The following is a 19,614-nucleotide window of genomic DNA, read 5'->3' on the forward strand; positions in this document are numbered from 1 at the left end:
TCCGGAAAGAGCGGGCGTCACGTCCTACGAAGCGGGCCAACCTGCGCTCAAGGCGGTGAAACCTTCTCCAGACGCAGCAGCACGTAAGGGTCTTTATCGAACGTTCCTGTGAGGGTCGGAGTGAGACCCTGCAGGCGAGGGTCTTCCAGGTGGTCGAAGTCCTGGGCACTCATCACCAGCCAGGCTGGCCCTTGCAGCGGTGCCAGGTCCCTGGACGTCTGGGTAAACAGGGGCACCTTGTCGCAGCCATAGCCAACCATGAACTTGATCGCTTTCGCGTCCTTACCCAGGCCGTGCAGCACCAGCGGGGCGGGCTCTTGCTGGATACGCGCCTTGACCGCAAGGCTGAAGGCACGTGTGTCGTAGACCGCGCGTTCAAGGGGCTCGACCACCACGATGTAAGTCGACCAGATCGCAAGCACTGCCGCCAATGCCGGCCCCAGCGGGCGCCATCGCGGCTTCAGCCACGAAAACACTGCCAGCAGTTGAAGCACACCCAGGACCGTGAACATCAGCCCCAGGCTCTCCAACTGCTGCGGATAGCGTCGCCGCGCCGCCATCAGCCCGATCGCCAGCAGTGCCGGCGACAGCGTCCAGATGCCCAGCATCAAAGCGCGCAACCCGGCGAACAAGCGTCCCTGGCTGACCTGGAACGGGTAAGCCGCAATGATCGCCGCCATCGGTAGCATCGGCAGAATGTAACGTGCCTTTTTTGCCTGTGGCACCGACAACCCCAGCATCACCAGCACACCGGCGGCGGCGCAGTACAGCACCAGTTGCAACGCCGGGTCCGGTGTGCGCCGCCCGCCGGCAAGCACTGCCAGCAGCACCAGCAAGGCCAGCGGGTAGGCAAGGGCATAGTTGCCCAGAGAACTGGTGAAGTAATACAGCACGCCGCTCGAACCTTCGCTGCCGTCCATGCGCCCCATGAACTGCATGCGGATCACGTCCTGCATGAACACTTCACCGCCACTGAGCTTGGCCAGCAGCAACAACAGGCCGATACACGCCGCCAGCAGCGCCAGGGCCAGCAGCCCGAAGCTGAACAACGGGCGCCATTGGCGACTGAGCAGGTAATAGCTGCACAGGATGCCGGTAGGAATCACCAGCCCGATGGGCCCGCGGATGGCAAAGCCGATGATCAGCAGCAGGAACAGCCAGTGCACGCGCCTGGCCGCGCCGAAATGATCATGGGCATAACCCAGGTAGAACACCGCCAATGCCACGGCGGCGAGCATCTGGTCGAGGGATACCGCGCGGGTCTCGGTAATGAAAGTGCTGCTGAGCAACAGCATCGCCACGCTCAGCAGGCCCCAGCGCGTGGAGTAGGGCGCCGTCAGGCGGTACACCAGGGTGACGATCAGCGCAGATGCGATGGAGGTGGGCAACCAGGCCGTGAAGCTGGTGACCTGACCAAACGGCAATGACAACACCCACGTCAGCAGGGTGGAAGTCGCCAGGTAGTCGGCGTACGGCTGCCCATAGGTCGTGGGGAAAAAACTCGGCCCATGGCGCAGCATCTCCTGGGCAAACACCACGAAACGCGAGTCAAAGCCGATGATTGCCTGATGCCAGTTGCCGACGACAAACAGCAACAGCGCCAGCAACCCCAGCCCCAGGGATTGGCGGCGCAGCGTTGCGGTGAGCGGGGAGGGTTGCGCTTTGTTCACGTATCAGGCTTCCACAACCTGGGGTAACCACTGCTGCTGGGGGATCGGCAGCGTGCAGGAGTCGCCACGGCCCATCGGGAAATACTGGAAGCCCTTGCGCGCCAGACGTTCGCCGTCATACAGGTTGCGGCCATCGAAGATCACCGGGGTTTTCAGGCGCTGGTGAATCAGGTCGAAGTCCGGTGCCTTGAACTGCTGCCATTCGGTGCAGACGATCAGCGCATCGGCGCCCACCAGCGTCGACTCCGGCGTGCCCATCAGCATCAGGCGCTCTTCATCGGCGTAGAGGCGCTGGGTTTCCTGCATGGCTTCGGGGTCGAAGGCGCGTACGTTGGCGCCGGCAGCCCACAAGGCCTCCATCAGCACGCGGCTGGGGGCGTCGCGCATGTCGTCGGTGTTGGGCTTGAAGGCCAGGCCCCACAGGGCGAAGGTCTTGCCGCGCAGATTGCCCTTGAAGAACGCGTTGATGCGCTCGAACAGCTTGCTCTTCTGGCGCTGGTTGATCGCTTCCACCGCCTCCAGCAGGTCGCTGGAGCAGTTGGCCTGCCTGGCGCTGTGGATCAGGGCGCGCATGTCTTTGGGGAAGCACGAGCCGCCGTAGCCGCAGCCCGGGTAGATGAAGTGGTAGCCAATGCGCGAGTCGGCACCGATGCCCAGGCGCACGGCTTCGATGTCGGCGCCCAGGTGTTCGGCCAGCTCGGCAATCTGGTTGATGAAGCTGATCTTGGTGGCGAGCATGCAGTTGGCGGCGTACTTGGTCAGCTCGGCGCTGCGCAGGTCCATGAAGATGATGCGGTCATGGTTGCGGTTGAACGGCGCATACAGGTCGCGCATCACGTCGCGCACTTCTTCACGCTCGCAGCCGATGATGATGCGGTCAGGGCGACGGCAGTCGGCAACGGCCGAGCCTTCCTTGAGAAATTCGGGGTTGGAGACGATATCGAACTCCAGATGACGGCCGGCCACGCGCAGGGCTTTTTCGATGTGCGCGCGCAGGGTATCGCCGGTGCCGACAGGTACGGTGGATTTCTCCACCAGGATTACCGGGGCCACACGATGGCGGGCCACGGCGTCACCCACCGACAGCACGTACTTGAGGTCGGCCGAGCCGTCTTCATCCGACGGCGTGCCCACGGCGATAAACAGCACTTCGCCGTGTTCGACCGCCAGCTTCTCGTCAAAAGTGAAGTGCAGGCGACCGCTCTCCAGGTTTTCCTTGACCATGGCCGCAAGGCCTGGCTCGAAAATGCTCACATGGCCCTGCTGCAACAGCTTGACCTTGTTCTGATCCACGTCCATGCAGATGACATCGTGACCGACTTCGGCTAATACGGTGGCCTGTACCAGACCGACGTAACCACTACCAAATACACTGATTTTCATGAGGCGTTCCTGGGACTTGCTGCGCTAGGACGGCGGGAGTTGATAACCAACACACCGAGGATGACAAACGCCACCCCCAAGGTTTTTGAAAGTGAAAAATATTCGTTGAACACGGGCAGGCTGGCGGCCAACAGGTAGACCAGCGCGTAGCTGATGCTCAGCAGTGAATAGGCACGGCCCAACGGCAGGTGCTTGAGCGCCCCCAGCCAGCAGAGCATCGACAGCGCGTAGGCGAGGATCGCGAGGATCACCACGCCCAGCGCACTCGGATCAATCGGCACACTCAGCCATTCATGGGGCAGGGGCAGGCGCGTCATGCTCCAGCGCATGCCCAGTTGTGCGGCGCTGACCAGGCCGACGCTGCCCAGGGCGAGGGCAAAACCCCGTGCGCGGCTCATACCTGGCGCCCCAGCAACACAACGCCGGCAATCACCAGTGCCACGCCCAGCCAATGGCGGCCGTCGATGGGCTCATGGAACACGAACCGCGCCATCAACGTGACCAGCACAAAGTTGAGGCTGAGCATCGGATAGGCAATCCCGACCTCCAGGCGCTGCAAAACCAGCAGCCACACCAGCAGGCCGAAACCCAGGCACAGCAGCGCTGACCACAGCCACGGCGAGCGCAATTTCAGCGCCCAGCCTTCGGGCAGGTGTCGCCAGCTTTCCACGGCAAACTTCTGCGAGACCTGACCCATGCAGGTAAGCAGGCAGGCAGCGAGCAACAGCAGCAGGGTGATCACGGCGCCACCTGGGCGAAGATCAGGATCACGATGTTGCCCTGCTCATACCGCTTGCCGTCCTGGGGCAACAGATTGACTTCGGCAATCTCGTCATCCCCCTTGACCCGCATCACCACGCCGACCGGACCGCGCTTGCGCGCATCACTCATCCATTGCTGAACCTGGTGGGTGTCCACCATGTGATGGCTGGCATCCGGGTAGGCCAGGCCGTATTTCACTTCGCCGATAGAGTTGTAGAGGGTCACGTCAGGGCGTTTCAGGCGCCAGGCCAGCGCCGATGCCGCGCCCAGGTCGTTACTCAGCAGGGCGGTGGCCGGCTGCAGTTCTTGCAAGTGATCAAGGATGAACTGATCGGGGGTCTTGTTGTAAACCACCGAATGGGGCAGCGCGGCCGGGGCCAGGGCCACCAGCAGGCCGCTGCCGATCAGCGGCGCCGCCCACAGCGTCAGCGGGCGCATGGCTTGCAGCAGGTTGGCGATAACCCAGCCGAACAGCAAGACACAGACCAGCACCAGACTGAAGGTTTCCTGGCCGGGTTCGTACACCGGTTTTTTCAGTTGCACCCAGGTCAGCGCCAGCAGCGCCACGACACCGAGGATCAGGTTCAGCCAACCGTTGATGCGCAAGGCACGCGTGCGGCCTTGGGCCAGTTTGTCGGCCAGCGCATGGCCCATCAGCACGGCCAGGGGCAGCAGGCACGGCATGATGTAGGACGGCAGCTTGCCTTTGGCCAGGCTGAAGAATGCCAGAGGCATCAGCAGCCACAGCAACAGATAGGCAATTTTCGGCGCATGCTTGTCCAGCCAGGCCTGCTTGAAGGTGGCAGGCAGCAGGCCCAGCCACGGCAACGAAAAGGCGGCCAGCAGCGGCAGGTAATACCAGAACGGCTCGGCGTGCTGGGCATCTTCGCCGGCAAAGCGCTGGATGTGCTCGTGCCAGAAGAAGAAGTGCCAGTAGTCCGGCTCCTGCAGGTGGACGGCCAGCGCCCAGGGCAGGCTGACAGCCGTGGCAACCGCCACCGCGATCAGCCCATACCCCAACAGTTCACCCACGCGCTTTTGCAGAACCATGTACGGCACGGCAATCAATACCGGCAACAGCCACGCCAGGAAGCCTTTGGTCAAAAAGCCCATGCCGCAGGCGAACCCGAGCAGCGCCCATGCCCACAGACGGCCACGCCGAGTGGTGCTGTCCAGGCAAAACCACAACGCAACGCCGGTGAGGTTGACCCAGAAGGTGAACTGCGGGTCGAGGTTGGCGTAACCGCCCAGCGCCGCCACGCTGACGAAACTCGTGTACAGCACGGTGCTGATCAGGCTTTTCTGGCGGTCGCCCCACAAACGGCGCGATACGGCGTACACCAGCAGGATGCTCAGGCCGGTGCTCAGGGCCGAGGCAAACCGCACGCCGAACAGGTTCTGCCCGAAGATCGCCTGGCCGAACGCGATCATCCAGTAGCCGGCGGCGGGTTTCTCGAAATAGCGGATACCCATGAAGTGCGGCGCGGCCCACTTGCCGGTCAGCAGCATCTCCTGGCTGATCTGCGCATAGCGCGATTCATCTGGAATCCACAGGCCATGGGTGGCCAACGGCAGCAGGTAAAACGCGCCGAACGCCAACAGCAGCAGGGGCAGGGCCCAACGCCGCATCATGCCTGCTGCACTCCGAGCCAGCCTTCGCGGCCGCTCAAGGCGCCACGCACCAGGTGTTGTCGGGGGAGGGTATTGACGTCGGCGGGCAACAGGTCACCCAGTGGCGCGAACTCGATGCCGCGCTGCCCAGCCTGGGCGAGCAACTGGCGAAAATCATTGGCCATCAGAATCCCTTCTACTTCTGCGTGGATCGTGTAGACGTTGAGCTTCGCCGCTTCGAAGCGGTCAAGAATGAAGCCGTTGAAATCTTTGGCAGCCACCACCGGCCCGACGACTTCGTCGAAGGTCGGCAGGTCTACCGGAATTTGTGGCGTACCCGCACTGCCGTCGGCCAATGTCGGCCGAAACAGGCTGGTACCCCGGCAATCGCTGTTGTAGCGAAAATTGAAACCTTGCTTGGCTTGCACCACGCGCTCATCGGCGCGCCAACCGGCGGCCGCTGAACAGTCGACGCGCTCACCGAGGATGTCGCTCAGGGTGTCGACGCCGCGACGGATCTGCTCGATCAGCTGTGCGTCGCTCCAGCGCCCGGTGTTGGCCTGCCAGCCATGGTGGTCCCAGGCATGCAGTCCAACCTCATGACCGGCGGCCTTGGCCTGGCGCATCAGGTGCCCCAGGTCACGGCCTATCGGCTTGCCCGGCCAGGCGGTGCCGGCCAGCAAAATATCCCAGCCATACAGGCCGGCAGCGTTGGAGCGCAGCATCTTCCACAGGAACTGCGGACGGATCAGGCGCCACAGGTGGCGCCCCATGTTGTCCGGCCCGACGCTGAAGAAGAACGTCGCTTTAACCCCGGCTTCTTCCAAGGATTCGAGCAGCCGCGGCACACCTTCACGGGTGCCACGGTAGGTGTCGACGTCGATGCGCAAGCCTGCCTTCATTATTTGGCTGCTTCGTTGGACTGGGCGATTTCGAGCATGGCTTCACGCAGGAAGAAGTCCAGCGTGTTGCCGATGGTTTCGCTCATCTCCACGGTCGGCGTCCAGTTCAGCAGGCGCTTGGCGTTGTCGATGCTTGGCTTGCGGTGCGCCACGTCCTGGTAACCGTTGCCGTAGAACGCCTTGCTCTCGACGTCACGGAAGCCGGCGAATGGCGGGAAGTTGCCACGCAACGGGTGGGCTTCGAACTGACGCAGCAGCTCTTCGCCCAACTGGCGGATGCTGGCTTCGTTTTCCGGGTTGCCGATGTTGATGATCTGGCCGTTGCACACACCGTTGTCGTTATCGATGATGCGCGCCAGCGCTTCGATGCCGTCGGCAATGTCGGTGAAGCAACGTTTCTGCTCGCCACCGTCGAACAGACGGATCGGCGTGCCTTCCACCAGGTTCAGGATCAGTTGGGTGATCGCACGTGAGCTGCCGATACGCGCCGAGTCCAGGCGGTCCAGACGCGGGCCCATCCAGTTGAACGGACGGAACAGGGTGAACTTCAGGCCTTTGTCGCCGTAGGCCCAGATCACGCGGTCGAGCAATTGCTTGGAGACGGAGTAGATCCAGCGCTGTTTGTTGACCGGGCCGACCACCAGGTTGGAGGTGTCTTCGTCAAAGTACTGGTCCTGGCACATGCCATAGACTTCGGAGGTCGATGGGAAGATCACGCGCTTGTTGTACTTGACGCAGTAACGCACCAGCTTGAGGTTTTCCTCGAAGTCGAGCTCGAACACGCGCAGCGGGTTGCGGGTGTATTCGATAGGCGTGGCGATGGCCACCAGCGGCAGCACCACGTCGCATTTTTTGATGTGGTATTCGATCCACTCGGTATGGATGCTGATATCGCCTTCCACGTAATGGAAATTGGGGTGGCTGCGCAGGCGCTCGATGGCGTCGGAGCCGATGTCCAGGCCGTAGACTTCGTAGCGGTCATCGCGCAGCAGGCGCTCGGACAGGTGATTACCGATAAAACCGTTGACCCCCAGGATCAGCACGCGGGTGCGGCGTGGCTTGCTGCCGGATTCGGCACCGCGCAGTACGGAGCCGTCCACCAGACCCAATTCATCGGCCAGGGAAGGGCCGGCCAGGTACAGGCCGGTGGCGTTGCGCTGGCCGAACTTGATCACCAGGGAGTCTTGACTACAGGCGATACGCAGCGGGTTGACGCTGATCACCCGGCCCGGCGCCAGGCCTTCATTGCCCTGGATGACCTCGGCCTGCCACACGATCAGTTTGTGCTCGCCCACGGCGCAGAAGGCGCCCGGGTAGGGTTGGGTCACGGCGCGTACCAGGTTGAACAGCTGTTCAGCCGGTTTTTTCCAGTCCAGCTTGCCATCGGCGGCGGTACGGCGACCAAAGCAGGTGGCCTGGCTTTCGTCCTGGGCGGTTTCGGTCAGCTTGCCCTGGACCAGTTGCGGCAGTGCATCGCGCAGCAGGCTGGTGGCCGCGTCACGCAGTTTGGCGTGGAGGGTCAGGCCGGTGTCGCTGCGATCGATCGTGACTTTCTGCTGGGCGAGGATGGCGCCGGCATCGGCGCGCTTGACCATGCGGTGCAGGGTCACGCCGGTTTCGGTCTCACCGTTGACCAGCACCCAATTGGCCGGGGCGCGGCCACGGTATTTGGGCAGCAGCGAGCCGTGCAGGTTGAACGCGCCGTTTTTGGCGGTCGCCAGCAGGGCTTCGCTGAGCAGGTTGCGGTAGTAGAAGGAGAAGATGTAATCCGGGTTCAGCTTGGCGATACGCTCGATCCACAGCGGGTGGTTGGCGTCTTCCGGAGCATGCACCGGGATGCCGTTGCGCGCGCACAGTTGCGCAACGGAGCCATAGAAATTGTTTTCCTTGGGATCATCGGCATGGGTGAACACGGCAGCAATTTCGTAACCCGCACTGAGCAGGGCTTCAATGCCTGCACAACCAATATCGTGGTACGCGAATACAACAGCTTTTGAACTCATGACTGACCCTGATCGGAAGAAGTGGAGGTATGGGATGACACCAGGCCGTCGACGACGACCACGGGTGCAGGTGCTGCCGGTTGGTTGCGCAGCACTTTTTCGATAAAGAAACGGGGGCGGGCGCGCACATCGCTGTACATGCGGCCTAGGTATTCACCCAGAAGCCCCATGCCGATGAACTGGCCGCCGGTGAACACGAACAGCACCGCGAACAGCACGAACATGCCGTCGCCGGCCCACTGCGCACCGAAGGCCAGGCGCAGGATGACCAGCGCGAGGGCGAACAGCACGCCCAGCGCTGCCAGGCTGAAGCCGACAATGGAGAGCAGGCGCAGTGGCGTGGTGGTCATGCAGGTAAGCAGATCGAACATCAGGCTGATCAGGCGCATGGCGCTGTATTTGGATTCGCCGTGTTCACGCTCGGCGTGGTGCACCAGGATTTCCGTGGTATGGCGGGCAAAGCCGTTGGCCAGGATTGGAATGAAGGTGCTGCGCTCGCGGCAGGCGAGCATGGCATCGACGATGGTGCGGCGGTAAGCGCGCAGCATGCAGCCGTAGTCGCTCATGGCCACGCCGGTGGAGCGCTGCACGGCAAGGTTGATCAGGCGCGACGGCCAACGGCGGAAGGCCGAGTCCTGGCGATTGTTGCGCACGGTGGCGACCACATCGTAGCCAAGGGCGGCTTGCTCGACCAGGCGCGGGATTTCTTCCGGGGGATTCTGCAGGTCGGCGTCCAGGGTGATCACCACCTCACCCCGGCATTGCTCGAAACCGGCCATGATCGCGGCATGCTGGCCGTAATTGCGGTTGAGGATCACCGCCACGATGTTGCTGCCGTCTTCGTTCGCGGCGTCTTCGAGCATCTGGGCCGAATTGTCGCGGCTACCGTCATCCACCAGGATGATTTCGTATTCGTAGGCCAGTTGCTTGCAGGCGGCATTGGTGCGACGCAGCAGTTCAGGCAGGCTCTCTTGTTCGTTGTAGACCGGTATAACGATCGACACGCAATGAATAGGGTAGGGTTTCAAAGATTCATGACCTCGGGGTTAGCGCAACTTGAAGCGTGAAAACAGCAGCAATCAGGGGGCGAACATGCAGGCCGCGGATAGATGCGCGGTGTCAAAGCTGGAACATTATCAACAGGTTAGCCTGTATAGCGCGGTTTACTGTGAAGTAATGCGTTCAAGATTAAGCGCAAAAATGTTGAACAGATATGAAAGCCTGATGAAAAACTCGTTTATTTGACAGGTAGACAGCTAGGGTTCAGCTAAGCAGCCAGCGGCCTGCAGCCGAGAACTGACCAGCAAAACAGGGACAAGCCGCCGCACATTGTGTGCAACTTCGCCGCCTGTGATTCGTTGCCGGATTTAATTCAACAATCTTCTCTGCATTGCGCCTCAAGTGCCGGTAAAGTAAGCCATCTCGTGCCAGGGTAGTCGGATGAATAGCGTGCAGCTTTTGCGCGGCCAATTGCGGCCTGCGTTGATCGGTTTGATGATGTCCGTGGCCTGTATCGGTACGGTGCGGGCCGATGAAGGGGTGGCGCTTACGCCGGTCAGTCAGGTGCCTGACGGCGTCGAAGTGCGCGGCAAGCAAGTGGCGGCGTTCACCTGGGACGACCGCCAGGGCAAGAACCTGCTGGTGCTCGCCGAGCAAATCAGCGAGCGGGACGACGATGGCAGCCAATCGGCATTCGTCTACGCGGCCCAGTACCTGATCGACGGTGACCGTCCCCGGCGCATGTGGATGCTCTACGACGACGTGCAACGCTGCGAATTCGATGCGGCGCTGCGTTTCGACATGGCGGCCACCCGCGTCACAGACCTTTCGGGGGACGGCATCACCCAGGCCACCGTGGGCTATTCGCTCACGTGCGCCAGCGACGTGAGTCCCAATCAATTCAAACTGATCATGCATGTGGGCAAGTCCCAGAAGTACCGGCTGCGTGGTGTCGACCGCTATGGCGCCGCGTGGTGGGACGAAGAGCTCGGCGCGCTGCGCGGCATGCCCTTGCCCACCGATTGCAGCGTGGCAGCCCAACAGGCGCTGGTCAGCCAGTACAAGGAGCAGGGCACCGAACTGCCGTTGCCGGGGTGCTATGGCGATGAGAAAGACTTTGCCAAGGCCCCCGAGCGCTACCTGACCTTCATGCGCCAGCACTGGTTTGCGCTGATGAAGAAGCAGGACACCGAGTGGGCTCAAGCCCAGGTCCAACCCCCGCCTCAGGAACCTACCGTGGACGAGGACTCGGCGCCGTGATGTGGTGCGAGGGCTGATCCTGCGCTAGACTCAGGCCTCGCCAATTCACTAAATACCTCGACTAATCAATGGATTGCTCGAGGTATTTAATCCAAAGGCTGATCTACCTTGACCGAGTCTATCCGCAACCCACTGACCCTCTATCTCACCCGCCTGGCCCCCTCCAGCCAACTGACCATGCGCTACGTGCTGCAAGACGCGGCCGACCGCCTGGGCTTCGAAGACGCCAATCTCGAAGACATCGACTGGCACCATCTGCAACCTGAACACGTGATCGCCCTCGTGGCTGCCCTGCGCGAAGACGGCTATGCGCCCAATACCTCATCGCTGTATGTGAATGCCGTACGCGGGGTGATGAACGAGGCATGGCGCATGAGCCTGATCAGCCAGGAACACCTGCTGAAAATGCGCACGGTCAAGGCCACTCCCGGCAGCCGCCTGAGCCAGGGCCGCAACCTGCGGCGCACATTGATCCGCGAAATGATGGACGCGTGCGCCGCCGATCCACGCCCCCAGGGTCTGCGCGACGCGGCAGTGATCGGCATTCTGTACGGCTCGGGGATGCGCAAATCGGAGTCGGTGAACCTGGACCTGGCGCAGGTCAATTTCCAGGAGCGCAGCCTGCGGGTGATCGGCAAGGGCAACAAGGAACTGGTCAAATACGCGCCGGACTGGGCCTTCGCCAAGCTGACGGCCTGGCTGGATTTTCGTCGCGAACAGCTCAAGGAGGGTGAGCAGGACGACAGTTTTCTGTTCAATCGTATCCGTCGTGGCAGCCATATCACCCGCGAGCGTATCACCAAGCATGCGATCTATTACATCGCCCGCCAGCGCGGAGAACAGGTGGGTGTAAAGATCATGCCCCATGACTTTCGCCGCTCGTTCATCACCCGAGTGATTGAGGAGCATGACTTGTCGATTGCGCAGAAACTGGCACACCACACCAATATCCAGACCACGGCCAGCTATGACGTGCGTGAGGATAACGAGCGGCGACGCGCGGTGGACAGGTTCGACCTGTAGCGGTCGCCCGCTTGGATGAAGACCAACGTTTGATGAACATCAAAATGTGGGAGGGGCTTGCCCCCTCCCACATTGCGTGGGGTATCAGAGAATGGGCTTGCCGCCGGTCACCGCATAGCGCGAACCGGAGATGTAACTGGCCTCATCGGATGCAAGCAGGACGTAGATCGGCGCCACTTCGACCGGTTGCCCTGGCCGGCCCAGCGGGGTTTCGCTGCCGAAGCTCTGCACATCTTCATCAGTCATGGTGGCCACGATCAATGGCGTCCAGATCGGACCGGGGGCGACGCTGTTGACGCGAATGCCCTTGCTGCCCAGTAACTGTGCCAGACCACCGGTGAAGTTGGCGATGGCGCCTTTGGTAGCGGCGTAGGCCAGCAGGGTTGGCTTGGGCATGTCGGAGTTGACCGAGCTGGTGTTGATGATGGAGCTGCCGGCCTTCATGTGGGGCAGGGCAGCCTTGCAGATGCGAAACATCGCAGTGATGTTGATATCGAACGTCCTGACCCATTCCTCATCCTCGATCTCTTCGAGGGTTTCGTGATTCATCTGGAACGCGGCATTGTTGACCAGCACATCAATGCGGCCGAACTGCTCGACGGTCTTGTCCACCAGCGCCTGGCAGGTAGCCTTCTGCGCGATGTCACCGGGTAGCAACAGGCACTGGCGGCCGGCTTCTTCAACCCAGCGTGCGGTTTCCTGGGCGTCTTCGTGCTCGTCGAGGTAGGCGATGGCCACATCGGCGCCTTCACGGGCGAATGCGATGGCCACGGCACGACCGATGCCGCTGTCGGCGCCGGTAATCAGCGCGATCTTGTTGGCCAGCCGACCGGAGCCTTTGTAGCTCTGTTCGCCACAGTCAGGGTACGGATCCATCTTCTTTTGAGTGCCTGGCACGGCTTGGGTTTGTGGGGCGAAGGGAGGGCGTGGGTAATCAGTCATGACAATCTCCATAGATTTCCAAGGGTGCTATGGGATTAGTAGTTTGGGCCGCGGCGATAGTTGTGATGGATGCGGCGCAGGCCCGACGAATGGTTGGCGTTCAGGCCACGGCGCGGCGCTGAAATTAACCTAAAAATCCGCTCATGGCGGCCGATAACGCTACTAGCGGTAGGACCGCCAATCGGCGGTTCGGAAAGGGGATAAGGCATGACGATCAGACTACGCTTGATGCTGTTGATTGCGACCGGACTGCTTGCGGCGTTGGTCATGAGCCTGACCGGTTACGTGGGCAACACCCGGATGGGCGATGCCGTGGCCGATAACGCGGTGAGCATGACCGTGCTGCGCAACCACATGGAAGCCGACATGATGCACGATGCCCTGCGCGCCGATGTGCTGTCGGCAATGCTGGTGGGCCTGGGCAAAAGCACCAGCACCAAGGCCGAGGTCACCCAGTCGCTGAAAGAACATGCCGAGCACTTTCGCCAGGTGCTGGGCGATAACCTCAAGCTGCCGCTGGACGACACGCTCAAGACCAGCCTGGAAAAACTCAAGCCCACCCTGGACACCTATATCAGCGCGGGCGAGCGCATCGTCGCCCTGGCGCTGGATAATCCCGAGGCCGCTCGCGGCGAGCTGGATACTTTCAACAGCGCGTTCAGTCATCTGGAAGACCAGATGGCGGCCCTGAGCGAGGTGATCGAAAGCAAAACCGAACAGAGCGGCGCAAGCACCCGGCAAACCCTCAGCAATGCCAACCTGACCCTGGGCGCAGTGTTGATTGTCAGCCTGTTGCTGCTGCTGGCGCAGGGCCGCTGGGTGATCCTCAGCATCATGGGGCCGTTGCAGGCCGCGAGCAGGATTGCCGCGAGCATCGCCAGGGGCAACTTGAGCGAGACGATCACTGAGCCGCGGCGCAAGGACGAAGCGGGCATGCTGATCAGCAGCCTGGCAACGATGCAGCGCGACTTGCGCGGCATGATCGAGGTAGTGCGCAGCAACGCCCATGAGGTCAACCACATGAGCGAACAACTGAGCCATGGCTGCCATGAAGTTGCCAACAGCAGCCAGCAGCAAAGCGGCGCGGCCAGCACAATGGCGGCTGCCGCCAGCGAAATGACCGCCAGCATCGAGGAAATCACCCGGCATGCCGGGCGTGCACTGGACATGGCTAATCAGGCCGAAGCCCTGGCCAAGGACGGTGGTCGAGTGATTCACCAAGTGGTCAACGATATGGGCGGCATTGCCCGCTCGGCGCAGCAATCGGCCCAGGTCATCCGCACCCTGGATAAAGAGTCCGAGGCGATCTACAGCATTATCCAGGTGATCAAGGGCATCGCCGACCAGACGAACTTGCTGGCGCTGAATGCCGCCATCGAGGCCGCCCGTGCCGGTGAGCAAGGGCGTGGTTTCGCGGTGGTGGCTGATGAAGTGCGCAGCCTCGCAGGGCGCACCAGCGCGTCGACCCAGGAAATTGCCAACATGGTAGAGCGCATCCAACAGAGCACGCGCGAGGCGGTGACCAGCATGGAGGAGGGCGTCGCCCAAGTGGACAAAGGTATGGCCGTGACCGCTGAGGTCGAGCGGGCCATCCGCGAAATCCTGCAGGCCACCCTGAGCACCACCGAGCTGGTCAACGATATTACGCGCACCATTGGCGAGCAGAGCCTGGCCAGCAATGAAATCTCCCATCAGGTCGAGATGATCGCCGGCATGTCGCAAAACAACAGCCGGGTGATCGACGAAACCGCCTCCACTACCGACCATTTGTCCGGGCTGGCTGGCAAGCTCTCGCAATCGGTGGATCGGTTCAGCTTGTAGCGCCCGCTGCGCAACCCGCCGGCCCACAATGGGCCGGTTTTTTTTTGTGCGGACTCAATGCCAGATCGCAAAAAAAAGATTGAATATTCACACCATATGTTATTTAAATAACAAAACAAAAGCGGTATGACCTGCCTGGCCGTGCCGCAACAAGGTGGAATAGCAATGAGCAAGATCGCAGTCATCGGCAGCAACATGGTGGATTTGATTACCTATATCGACCGCATGCCGGCCCAGGGCGAAACCCTGGAAGCGCCGGACTTCGCCCTCGGTTGCGGTGGCAAGGGCGCCAACCAGGCGGTGGCGGCTGCCAAGCTCGGGTCCCGGGTGTTGATGTTGAGCAAGGTGGGCGACGACATGTTTGCCGATAACACCCTGGCCAATTTCCAGCGCTTTGGTATCGACACCCGTTATGTGCAGCGGGTGCCTGGCGTTTCCAGTGGTGTAGCGCCGATTTTTGTGCGCTCCGATTCCCACAACAGCATTCTCATCGTCAAGGGCGCCAACGCGCATCTGGCGCCGGCAGACATTGATGCGGCCGCAGCCGAGTTGCGTGAGTGCGCGCTGATCGTGCTGCAACTGGAAATCCGACTGGAGACGGTCTACTACGCCATCGAATTCGCGCGCCGGCACGGCATTGCGGTGCTGCTCAACCCGGCACCGGCCTTGGCGGGCTTGAGCCCTGAGCATCTGGCGCAACTGGATTTTCTGATCCCCAACGAATCGGAGCTGGCGCTGATCACCGGGCAGGTGGTGGACTCGCCGGCTGCCGCTCAAACCGCTGCGCGCACATTGGTTGCCAGCGGCATTCGCCACGTCATTGTCACCCTGGGCGAACAGGGTGCGCTGTACGTGGGCGAGGAGGGCGAGTTCCGCGTGCCAGGCCGCCAGGTTGCGGCCCGTGACACCACCGGCGCCGGTGATGCTTTCATCGGTTGCTTCATTCACCACTGGAACCGCGACGGCAATATTCAGCAGGCCATGGAGCAGGCAGTGGCGTACTCGGCATGCTCGGTCATGGCGCTGGGCACGCAGTTTTCCTATCCCGACAGCGAAGCGTTCGCGCGCTTCCAGCAACAGCCGTAACACCCTCAACCCAGCCCGGAGAACAATAATGAACAAACCTGCGCTGCAACAGACACCCGATGGTTTCTACCTGAACCGTACACCCTGGTTCGCCTTTATCCTGCTGTGCAGCATTTTTGCACTGTGGGCCGCTGCGGCGAGCATGAACGACGTGCTGATCGCGCACTTCAAGAAAGCGTTTTTGCTCAGTGATTTCCAGACCGCGTTCGTCCAGTCGGCGTTTTACCTGGGCTACTTTTTCGTGGCCATTCCGGCTGCGATGGTGGTGCGACGCTTCAGCTACAAGAGCACGATTCTGATCGGCCTGCTGTTGTACATGCTCGGCTGCCTGCTGTTTTTTCCGGCGGCGTCCATGGCCAAGTACGGCATGTTCCTGCTGGCGCTGTTTGTGATTGCTGCGGGCCTGTCGTTCCTGGAAACCGCCTGCAACACCTACTCGACGCTGATGGGCCCACGGGAAACCGGGACGCGACGCCTGAATATCTCGCAGACCTTCCACCCCTTTGGTGCAATGACTGGGGTGTATGTGGGCAGCTTTGTGATGTTCAAGTCCACTGACGCCACGACCGAACAGCTCGCGCAAATGAGCGCCACCGAGGCGGCGGTGCAGCAGTTGCAGATGATCCAGTCCACCTTGTTGCCCTACAAGTGGATGATTGCCGTGCTGGTGCTGATGTTTATCCTTGTCGCCATCACCCGGTTTCCCGCCTGCAAGGGCAATAAACCTGCCGATAGCAAGCCTGGCAGCCTGCGTCAGAGCCTCGGTCGCCTGTGGCGTAACCCGCGTTTTACCTTTGGCGTGCTGGCGCAGTTTCTGTATGTGGGGGCCCAGGTCGGCGTTTGGAGCTTCACCATTCGCTTGGCCATGCAAATGGGCGGCATGAACGAGCGCAGTGCTTCATGGTTTTTGATGACCACCTTTGCCGCCTATTTTGTCGGCAAGATGATCGCCAACCTGTTGATGCGACGTCTGCATCCTGCCAAGGTTCTGGCGATCTACGGGGTGCTGTGCATCGTGCTGCTGGCCTACACCATCCTGGTGCCGAATATCTCGGCGGTGTATGCGGCGGTCGGCGTGAGCATTTTCCTGGGGCCTTGCTGGCCGACCATTTATGGCCTGACCATCGATGGCCTGGGTGAAGACACCGGCGTCGGCGGCTCGCTGCTGGTGATGAGCATCGTCGGCGGCGGCGTCATCCCGATCTTTCAGGGCCTGCTGTCCGACGCCAGCGGCGGCAATATGCAACTGGCCTACAGCGTGCCGTTGCTGTGCTTTATCGTGATCGTCATCTACGCGCTCAAGTGCATGCGTCAGCCTGGCCGCGAGCCGTTGACGGCAGCCGGGGCGGTGGCCTCATGAGTACTCGTGTGCCGCTGTACCCCGCGCTGTTCGGCGAGCAGGAGAAAATCATCCTGCAGTCGCAGGCCTTCAAGGTCAGTGCCTGGACCTATCCATCCGGCGTGCAGGCCCTGAGCCTGGAGAACAGCCGTGGTCGCCTGGTGCTGCTGCCTTATCAGGGGCAGATGATCTGGTCCGCCGTCTTCGACGATTGCGACCTGACCATGCGCAACCTGTTCACGCAACCCCGGCCCAGCCCGACCATCATCGAGACTTACGGCTGCTTCATGTTTCACAGCGGCCTGCTGCGCAATGGCTGCCCGGCGCCGCAGGACACCCATGCGCTGCACGGCGAAATGCCCTGTGCGCCGATGGACACGGCCTGGCTGGAACTGGGTGAAAACCACGTGAGCCTGCACGGGTCGTACGAATACGCCAAAGGCTTCGGCGATCGCTATCGGGCGTGCCCCAGTGTGACGCTGCGTGCCGATTCGGCCCTGTTCGATATCGCTATGGCAGTGACCAACCTGGCCGGCAAGCCCATGGACCTGATGTACATGGCCCATATGAACTACGCCTATGTGGAGGGCGCGCGGTTCGTCGAGCCGCAGGGCATGCGACGCCAACGCCTGCGCACGAGCGTGCCGGACCACGTCAAACCGACATCCGCCTGGAGCGCCTACATGGCGCAACTGGAAGAAGATCCGGCGCAATTGGCCAGCCTCGATCAGCCGTCACTGTACGACCCGGAAATCGTGTTTTTCTTCGACGGAGTGGGCACGGACGCCGCAGGCCAGGCGCATTTTCTGCTGGATCATCCCGACGGCGCCGCGTTTTACACCCGTTACCGTCCCGAGCAGTTCGAGCATGCCGTGCGTTGGATTCTCTACACGCCGGATCAACAGGTGGCGGCGTTCGTGCTGCCGTCCACCTGCGAACCCGAGGGTTATAACGCGGAAAAAGCCAAGGGCAACGTCCGGGTACTGGCCGCCGGCGCCAGCGCTTCGTTCAGCCTGACCACCGGCTACCTGAGTGCACAGGAGCGGCAAGCGCTGCGGGCTTAAACCAGCAATTGCGCGCCGCTGGCGAGGATGGATTCTGTGTAGCTGCGGGGGATTTTCTTGTCGCTGATCACGTACTGAAAATCTTCCAGGGTGGCGAAGTGAGCGGTGCGCACCGTGTCGAACTTGCTGAAGTCGGCAAGCAGCACCCGTTGCTGGGCCTGGCGTATGACCTTTTGCTTGACCTCGACTTCATTGAAGTTGAAGCAGGTCACACCGAATGCCTGGCTGACGCCGGCGGCGGTCACGAAGGCCCATGTCAGACGCACGCTGTCGAGGATGCTGCTTTCGGCGCTGCTTTCGAAGACCTGGTTCTTGCGGTGAAAGGTGCCGCCACACAACACGATGTGGCAATTGGGCTTGTTCTGCAGCTTGAGCAGCACGTTCAGCGAACTGCACACCGCCGTGAATTCCAGCTGATCGGGGATGAAATCAATCACAAACGGCGAGGTGGTGCCGCAGTCGAAAAACACCGTGTCACCAGACTGGACCAACTGCGCGGCGAGCTTGCCGATGCGGCGTTTTTCCTCCACATGGCGGGTGTCCTGATCGGCCACGCGGTAATCACCGACCTCGTTTCCTACCCGGGTTATATAGCCGCCCAGCAGGCGCACGTGGTCGGTGAAGTGGGCGAGATCGCGACGCAGGGTCATCTCGGAAACGTCCAACAGGGCCGCCATTTCCCTCAGGTGAATGGCGTTCTGGTCCTGCAGGGCTTGCTGGATAAGCTTGAGTCGCTCGGCTTTTCTACTGTCCACGCGTGTTCCAGGGCTTGATTGTTGATGTTAAATAAGCAACATTTGGTGTTAGTATTTTAACGTATTATGTGAGCACTGTGACAGCGCTGCACACTTATTGGAAACATACAGGCAAGGGGCCATTAAATGAACAGTCTTCCACCCGCCGCATTGGCCAAGTACATCGATCACACATTGCTGGCTCCCGACGCCTCCGTTGATCAGATCAAGACCCTGTGCGACGAAGCGCGGGAACATGGCTTTTATTCGGTATGCGTCAATTCCGGGCAGGTGCCCTACGTGGCTTCGTGCCTGACCGACAAGAGCGTGGTTATCTGCGCGGTGGTTGGCTTCCCCCTCGGCGCCGGCCTGAGCGACACCAAGGCCTTCGAAGCGGAACGAGCCATTGCCGCCGGGGCAGGGGAGATCGACATGGTGCTCAACATCGGCTGGCTGAAGGACGGACTGCTGGACGCCGTGCGCGACGATATTGCATTGGTCAAAAAAGCCTGTGGCGCCGTGCCATTGAAAGTCATCCTGGAAACCTGCCTGCTCAATGACGCACAGAAGGTTCAGGCATGCGAGATCTGTCGCGACCTGGGCGTGGCATTCGTCAAGACATCCACCGGGTTCAGTCGCAGCGGCGCTACCGCTGAAGACGTGGCCCTGATGCGCAAGACCGTGGGCGCCGGCGTTGGGGTAAAGGCATCCGGAGGTGTGCGCGATTATCCGACGGCCGTGAAGATGATCGAGGCTGGGGCGACACGGTTGGGCAGCAGTTCGGGGATTGCGATCGTAGGTGGAGCGGTGACGGCAGCGAGTGGCTACTGAGGGTTGTTTGTTTCTGGATGTGACTTAACTCGACTAAATAGTCATTTAGTTGAGTTGGGACTAAGGGCTGAGGATTCAGGGCAGGGAAAGAGCAAGCGTCGGTGTTCACTGACGCTCGACTGTCTATGTATGCTCCATGCGCGGTATGCAATCAAGACGGTTTCATCTTCCCTCAACAGGCAGA

Annotated in this window: 17 protein-coding genes and 1 pseudogene; 8 read left to right on the top strand and 10 right to left on the bottom strand. The window is 61.3% G+C overall.

The features are described 5' to 3' along the window. Window positions 1–47: 47 nt before the first annotated feature. The 8 genes from TU75_RS00095 to arnC are packed head-to-tail and all read right to left on the bottom strand — an operon-like array spanning window position 48 to window position 9,359. A complete protein-coding gene (locus TU75_RS00095; protein WP_060547824.1) occupies window positions 48–1,670 on the bottom strand; it encodes an ArnT family glycosyltransferase in 1,623 nt (540 codons plus the stop codon). Between the two features lie 3 nt (window positions 1,671–1,673). Continuing rightward, on the bottom strand, window positions 1,674–3,053 hold the full coding sequence (locus TU75_RS00100; RefSeq protein WP_003230688.1) for a UDP-glucose dehydrogenase family protein: 1,380 nt from the start codon (window positions 3,051–3,053) through the stop codon (window positions 1,674–1,676). Continuing rightward, window positions 3,050–3,451, bottom strand: a complete 402-nt coding sequence (gene arnF, locus TU75_RS00105) for a 4-amino-4-deoxy-L-arabinose-phosphoundecaprenol flippase subunit ArnF (protein ID WP_060547831.1) — start codon at window positions 3,449–3,451, stop codon at window positions 3,050–3,052. Before arnF ends, TU75_RS00100 begins: the two co-directional genes overlap by 4 nt. Next, window positions 3,448–3,795 carry a 4-amino-4-deoxy-L-arabinose-phosphoundecaprenol flippase subunit ArnE gene (gene arnE, locus TU75_RS00110; protein ID WP_015372077.1) on the bottom strand — a complete coding sequence of 116 codons (348 nt, stop codon included), beginning with the start codon at window positions 3,793–3,795 and terminating at the stop codon, window positions 3,448–3,450. The genes arnF and arnE overlap by 4 nt, the downstream gene beginning before the upstream one ends. Then, on the bottom strand, window positions 3,792–5,447 hold the full coding sequence (gene arnT / locus TU75_RS00115) for a lipid IV(A) 4-amino-4-deoxy-L-arabinosyltransferase (protein ID WP_060547833.1): 1,656 nt from the start codon (window positions 5,445–5,447) through the stop codon (window positions 3,792–3,794). The genes arnE and arnT overlap by 4 nt, the downstream gene beginning before the upstream one ends. Continuing rightward, a complete protein-coding gene (gene arnD / locus TU75_RS00120) occupies window positions 5,444–6,328 on the bottom strand; it encodes a 4-deoxy-4-formamido-L-arabinose-phosphoundecaprenol deformylase (RefSeq protein WP_060547835.1) in 885 nt (294 codons plus the stop codon). Before arnD ends, arnT begins: the two co-directional genes overlap by 4 nt. Beyond that, window positions 6,328–8,331: a bifunctional UDP-4-amino-4-deoxy-L-arabinose formyltransferase/UDP-glucuronic acid oxidase ArnA gene (gene arnA / locus TU75_RS00125; RefSeq protein ID WP_060547836.1), complete on the bottom strand. Its 2,004-nt coding sequence runs from the start codon at window positions 8,329–8,331 to the stop codon at window positions 6,328–6,330. The genes arnD and arnA overlap by 1 nt, the downstream gene beginning before the upstream one ends. Then, entirely contained in the window at window positions 8,328–9,359 is a 1,032-nt protein-coding gene (arnC, locus tag TU75_RS00130; protein WP_003230677.1) for an undecaprenyl-phosphate 4-deoxy-4-formamido-L-arabinose transferase, read from the bottom strand. Before arnC ends, arnA begins: the two co-directional genes overlap by 4 nt. Before the next feature lie 412 nt (window positions 9,360–9,771). On the opposite strand from arnC, the gene TU75_RS00135 reads away from it, so the two are divergent. Together TU75_RS00135 and TU75_RS00140 are read left to right on the top strand one after the other, a co-directional pair. Next, complete coding sequence (locus TU75_RS00135) at window positions 9,772–10,590, top strand: M949_RS01915 family surface polysaccharide biosynthesis protein (protein ID WP_060547838.1); 819 nt, start codon at window positions 9,772–9,774, stop codon at window positions 10,588–10,590. Window positions 10,591–10,698: 108 nt separating this feature from the next. After that, entirely contained in the window at window positions 10,699–11,613 is a 915-nt protein-coding gene (locus TU75_RS00140; protein ID WP_060547840.1) for a site-specific integrase, read from the top strand. Between the two features lie 84 nt (window positions 11,614–11,697). Here TU75_RS00140 and TU75_RS00145 read toward each other — a convergent pair whose 3' ends face one another. Then, a complete protein-coding gene (locus tag TU75_RS00145; protein WP_003230670.1) occupies window positions 11,698–12,555 on the bottom strand; it encodes an SDR family oxidoreductase in 858 nt (285 codons plus the stop codon). A gap of 207 nt (window positions 12,556–12,762) precedes the next feature. Between TU75_RS00145 and TU75_RS28395 the strand changes: the two are divergent. The 5 genes and pseudogenes from TU75_RS28395 to TU75_RS00165 all read left to right on the top strand — a co-directional run. Further along, window positions 12,763–13,518: pseudogene (locus TU75_RS28395) on the top strand (MCP four helix bundle domain-containing protein); the annotation flags it as partial. A 132-nt stretch (window positions 13,519–13,650) separates the two neighbouring features. After that, window positions 13,651–14,376, top strand: coding sequence for a methyl-accepting chemotaxis protein (locus TU75_RS28400; RefSeq protein ID WP_413469478.1), 726 nt, complete (start codon window positions 13,651–13,653; stop codon window positions 14,374–14,376). Window positions 14,377–14,541: 165 nt separating this feature from the next. Beyond that, window positions 14,542–15,462 carry a ribokinase gene (gene rbsK / locus TU75_RS00155; protein WP_060547844.1) on the top strand — a complete coding sequence of 307 codons (921 nt, stop codon included), beginning with the start codon at window positions 14,542–14,544 and terminating at the stop codon, window positions 15,460–15,462. Window positions 15,463–15,490: 28 nt separating this feature from the next. Continuing rightward, on the top strand, window positions 15,491–16,822 hold the full coding sequence (gene fucP, locus TU75_RS00160) for an L-fucose:H+ symporter permease (protein WP_003230664.1): 1,332 nt from the start codon (window positions 15,491–15,493) through the stop codon (window positions 16,820–16,822). Next, the gene (locus tag TU75_RS00165) at window positions 16,819–17,865 is read left to right on the top strand and encodes an aldose 1-epimerase family protein (protein ID WP_060547846.1); all 1,047 of its coding nucleotides are present in this window, start codon (window positions 16,819–16,821) and stop codon (window positions 17,863–17,865) included. Before fucP ends, TU75_RS00165 begins: the two co-directional genes overlap by 4 nt. Here TU75_RS00165 and deoR read toward each other — a convergent pair. Beyond that, the gene (gene deoR / locus TU75_RS00170; RefSeq protein WP_060547848.1) at window positions 17,862–18,620 is read right to left on the bottom strand and encodes a DNA-binding transcriptional repressor DeoR; all 759 of its coding nucleotides are present in this window, start codon (window positions 18,618–18,620) and stop codon (window positions 17,862–17,864) included. The genes TU75_RS00165 and deoR overlap by 4 nt on opposite strands. 126 nt (window positions 18,621–18,746) lie before the next feature. On the opposite strand from deoR, the gene deoC reads away from it, so the two are divergent. After that, window positions 18,747–19,430: a deoxyribose-phosphate aldolase gene (gene deoC, locus TU75_RS00175; RefSeq protein ID WP_060547850.1), complete on the top strand. Its 684-nt coding sequence runs from the start codon at window positions 18,747–18,749 to the stop codon at window positions 19,428–19,430. Window positions 19,431–19,614: the final 184 nt, after the last annotated feature.

This window comes from Pseudomonas poae, from assembly GCF_001439785.1.
Lineage (GTDB): Bacteria > Pseudomonadota > Gammaproteobacteria > Pseudomonadales > Pseudomonadaceae > Aquipseudomonas > Aquipseudomonas poae.

Bases quoted from the DNA above. Each gene is read 5' to 3' on its own strand.
- TU75_RS00100 (WP_003230688.1), bottom strand. From the start codon at position 3,053: ATGAAAATCAGTGTATTTGGTAGTGGTTACGTCGGTCTGGTACAGGCC.
- arnF (WP_060547831.1), bottom strand. From the start codon at position 3,451: ATGAGCCGCGCACGGGGTTTTGCCCTCGCCCTGGGCAGCGTCGGCCTG.
- arnT (WP_060547833.1), bottom strand. From the start codon at position 5,447: ATGATGCGGCGTTGGGCCCTGCCCCTGCTGCTGTTGGCGTTCGGCGCG.
- arnD (WP_060547835.1), bottom strand. From the start codon at position 6,328: ATGAAGGCAGGCTTGCGCATCGACGTCGACACCTACCGTGGCACCCGT.
- arnA (WP_060547836.1), bottom strand. From the start codon at position 8,331: ATGAGTTCAAAAGCTGTTGTATTCGCGTACCACGATATTGGTTGTGCA.
- TU75_RS00135 (WP_060547838.1), top strand. From the start codon at position 9,772: ATGAATAGCGTGCAGCTTTTGCGCGGCCAATTGCGGCCTGCGTTGATC.
- TU75_RS00145 (WP_003230670.1), bottom strand. From the start codon at position 12,555: ATGACTGATTACCCACGCCCTCCCTTCGCCCCACAAACCCAAGCCGTG.
- TU75_RS28400 (WP_413469478.1), top strand. From the start codon at position 13,651: ATGGCGGCTGCCGCCAGCGAAATGACCGCCAGCATCGAGGAAATCACC.
- rbsK (WP_060547844.1), top strand. From the start codon at position 14,542: ATGAGCAAGATCGCAGTCATCGGCAGCAACATGGTGGATTTGATTACC.
- fucP (WP_003230664.1), top strand. From the start codon at position 15,491: ATGAACAAACCTGCGCTGCAACAGACACCCGATGGTTTCTACCTGAAC.
- TU75_RS00165 (WP_060547846.1), top strand. From the start codon at position 16,819: ATGAGTACTCGTGTGCCGCTGTACCCCGCGCTGTTCGGCGAGCAGGAG.
- deoC (WP_060547850.1), top strand. From the start codon at position 18,747: ATGAACAGTCTTCCACCCGCCGCATTGGCCAAGTACATCGATCACACA.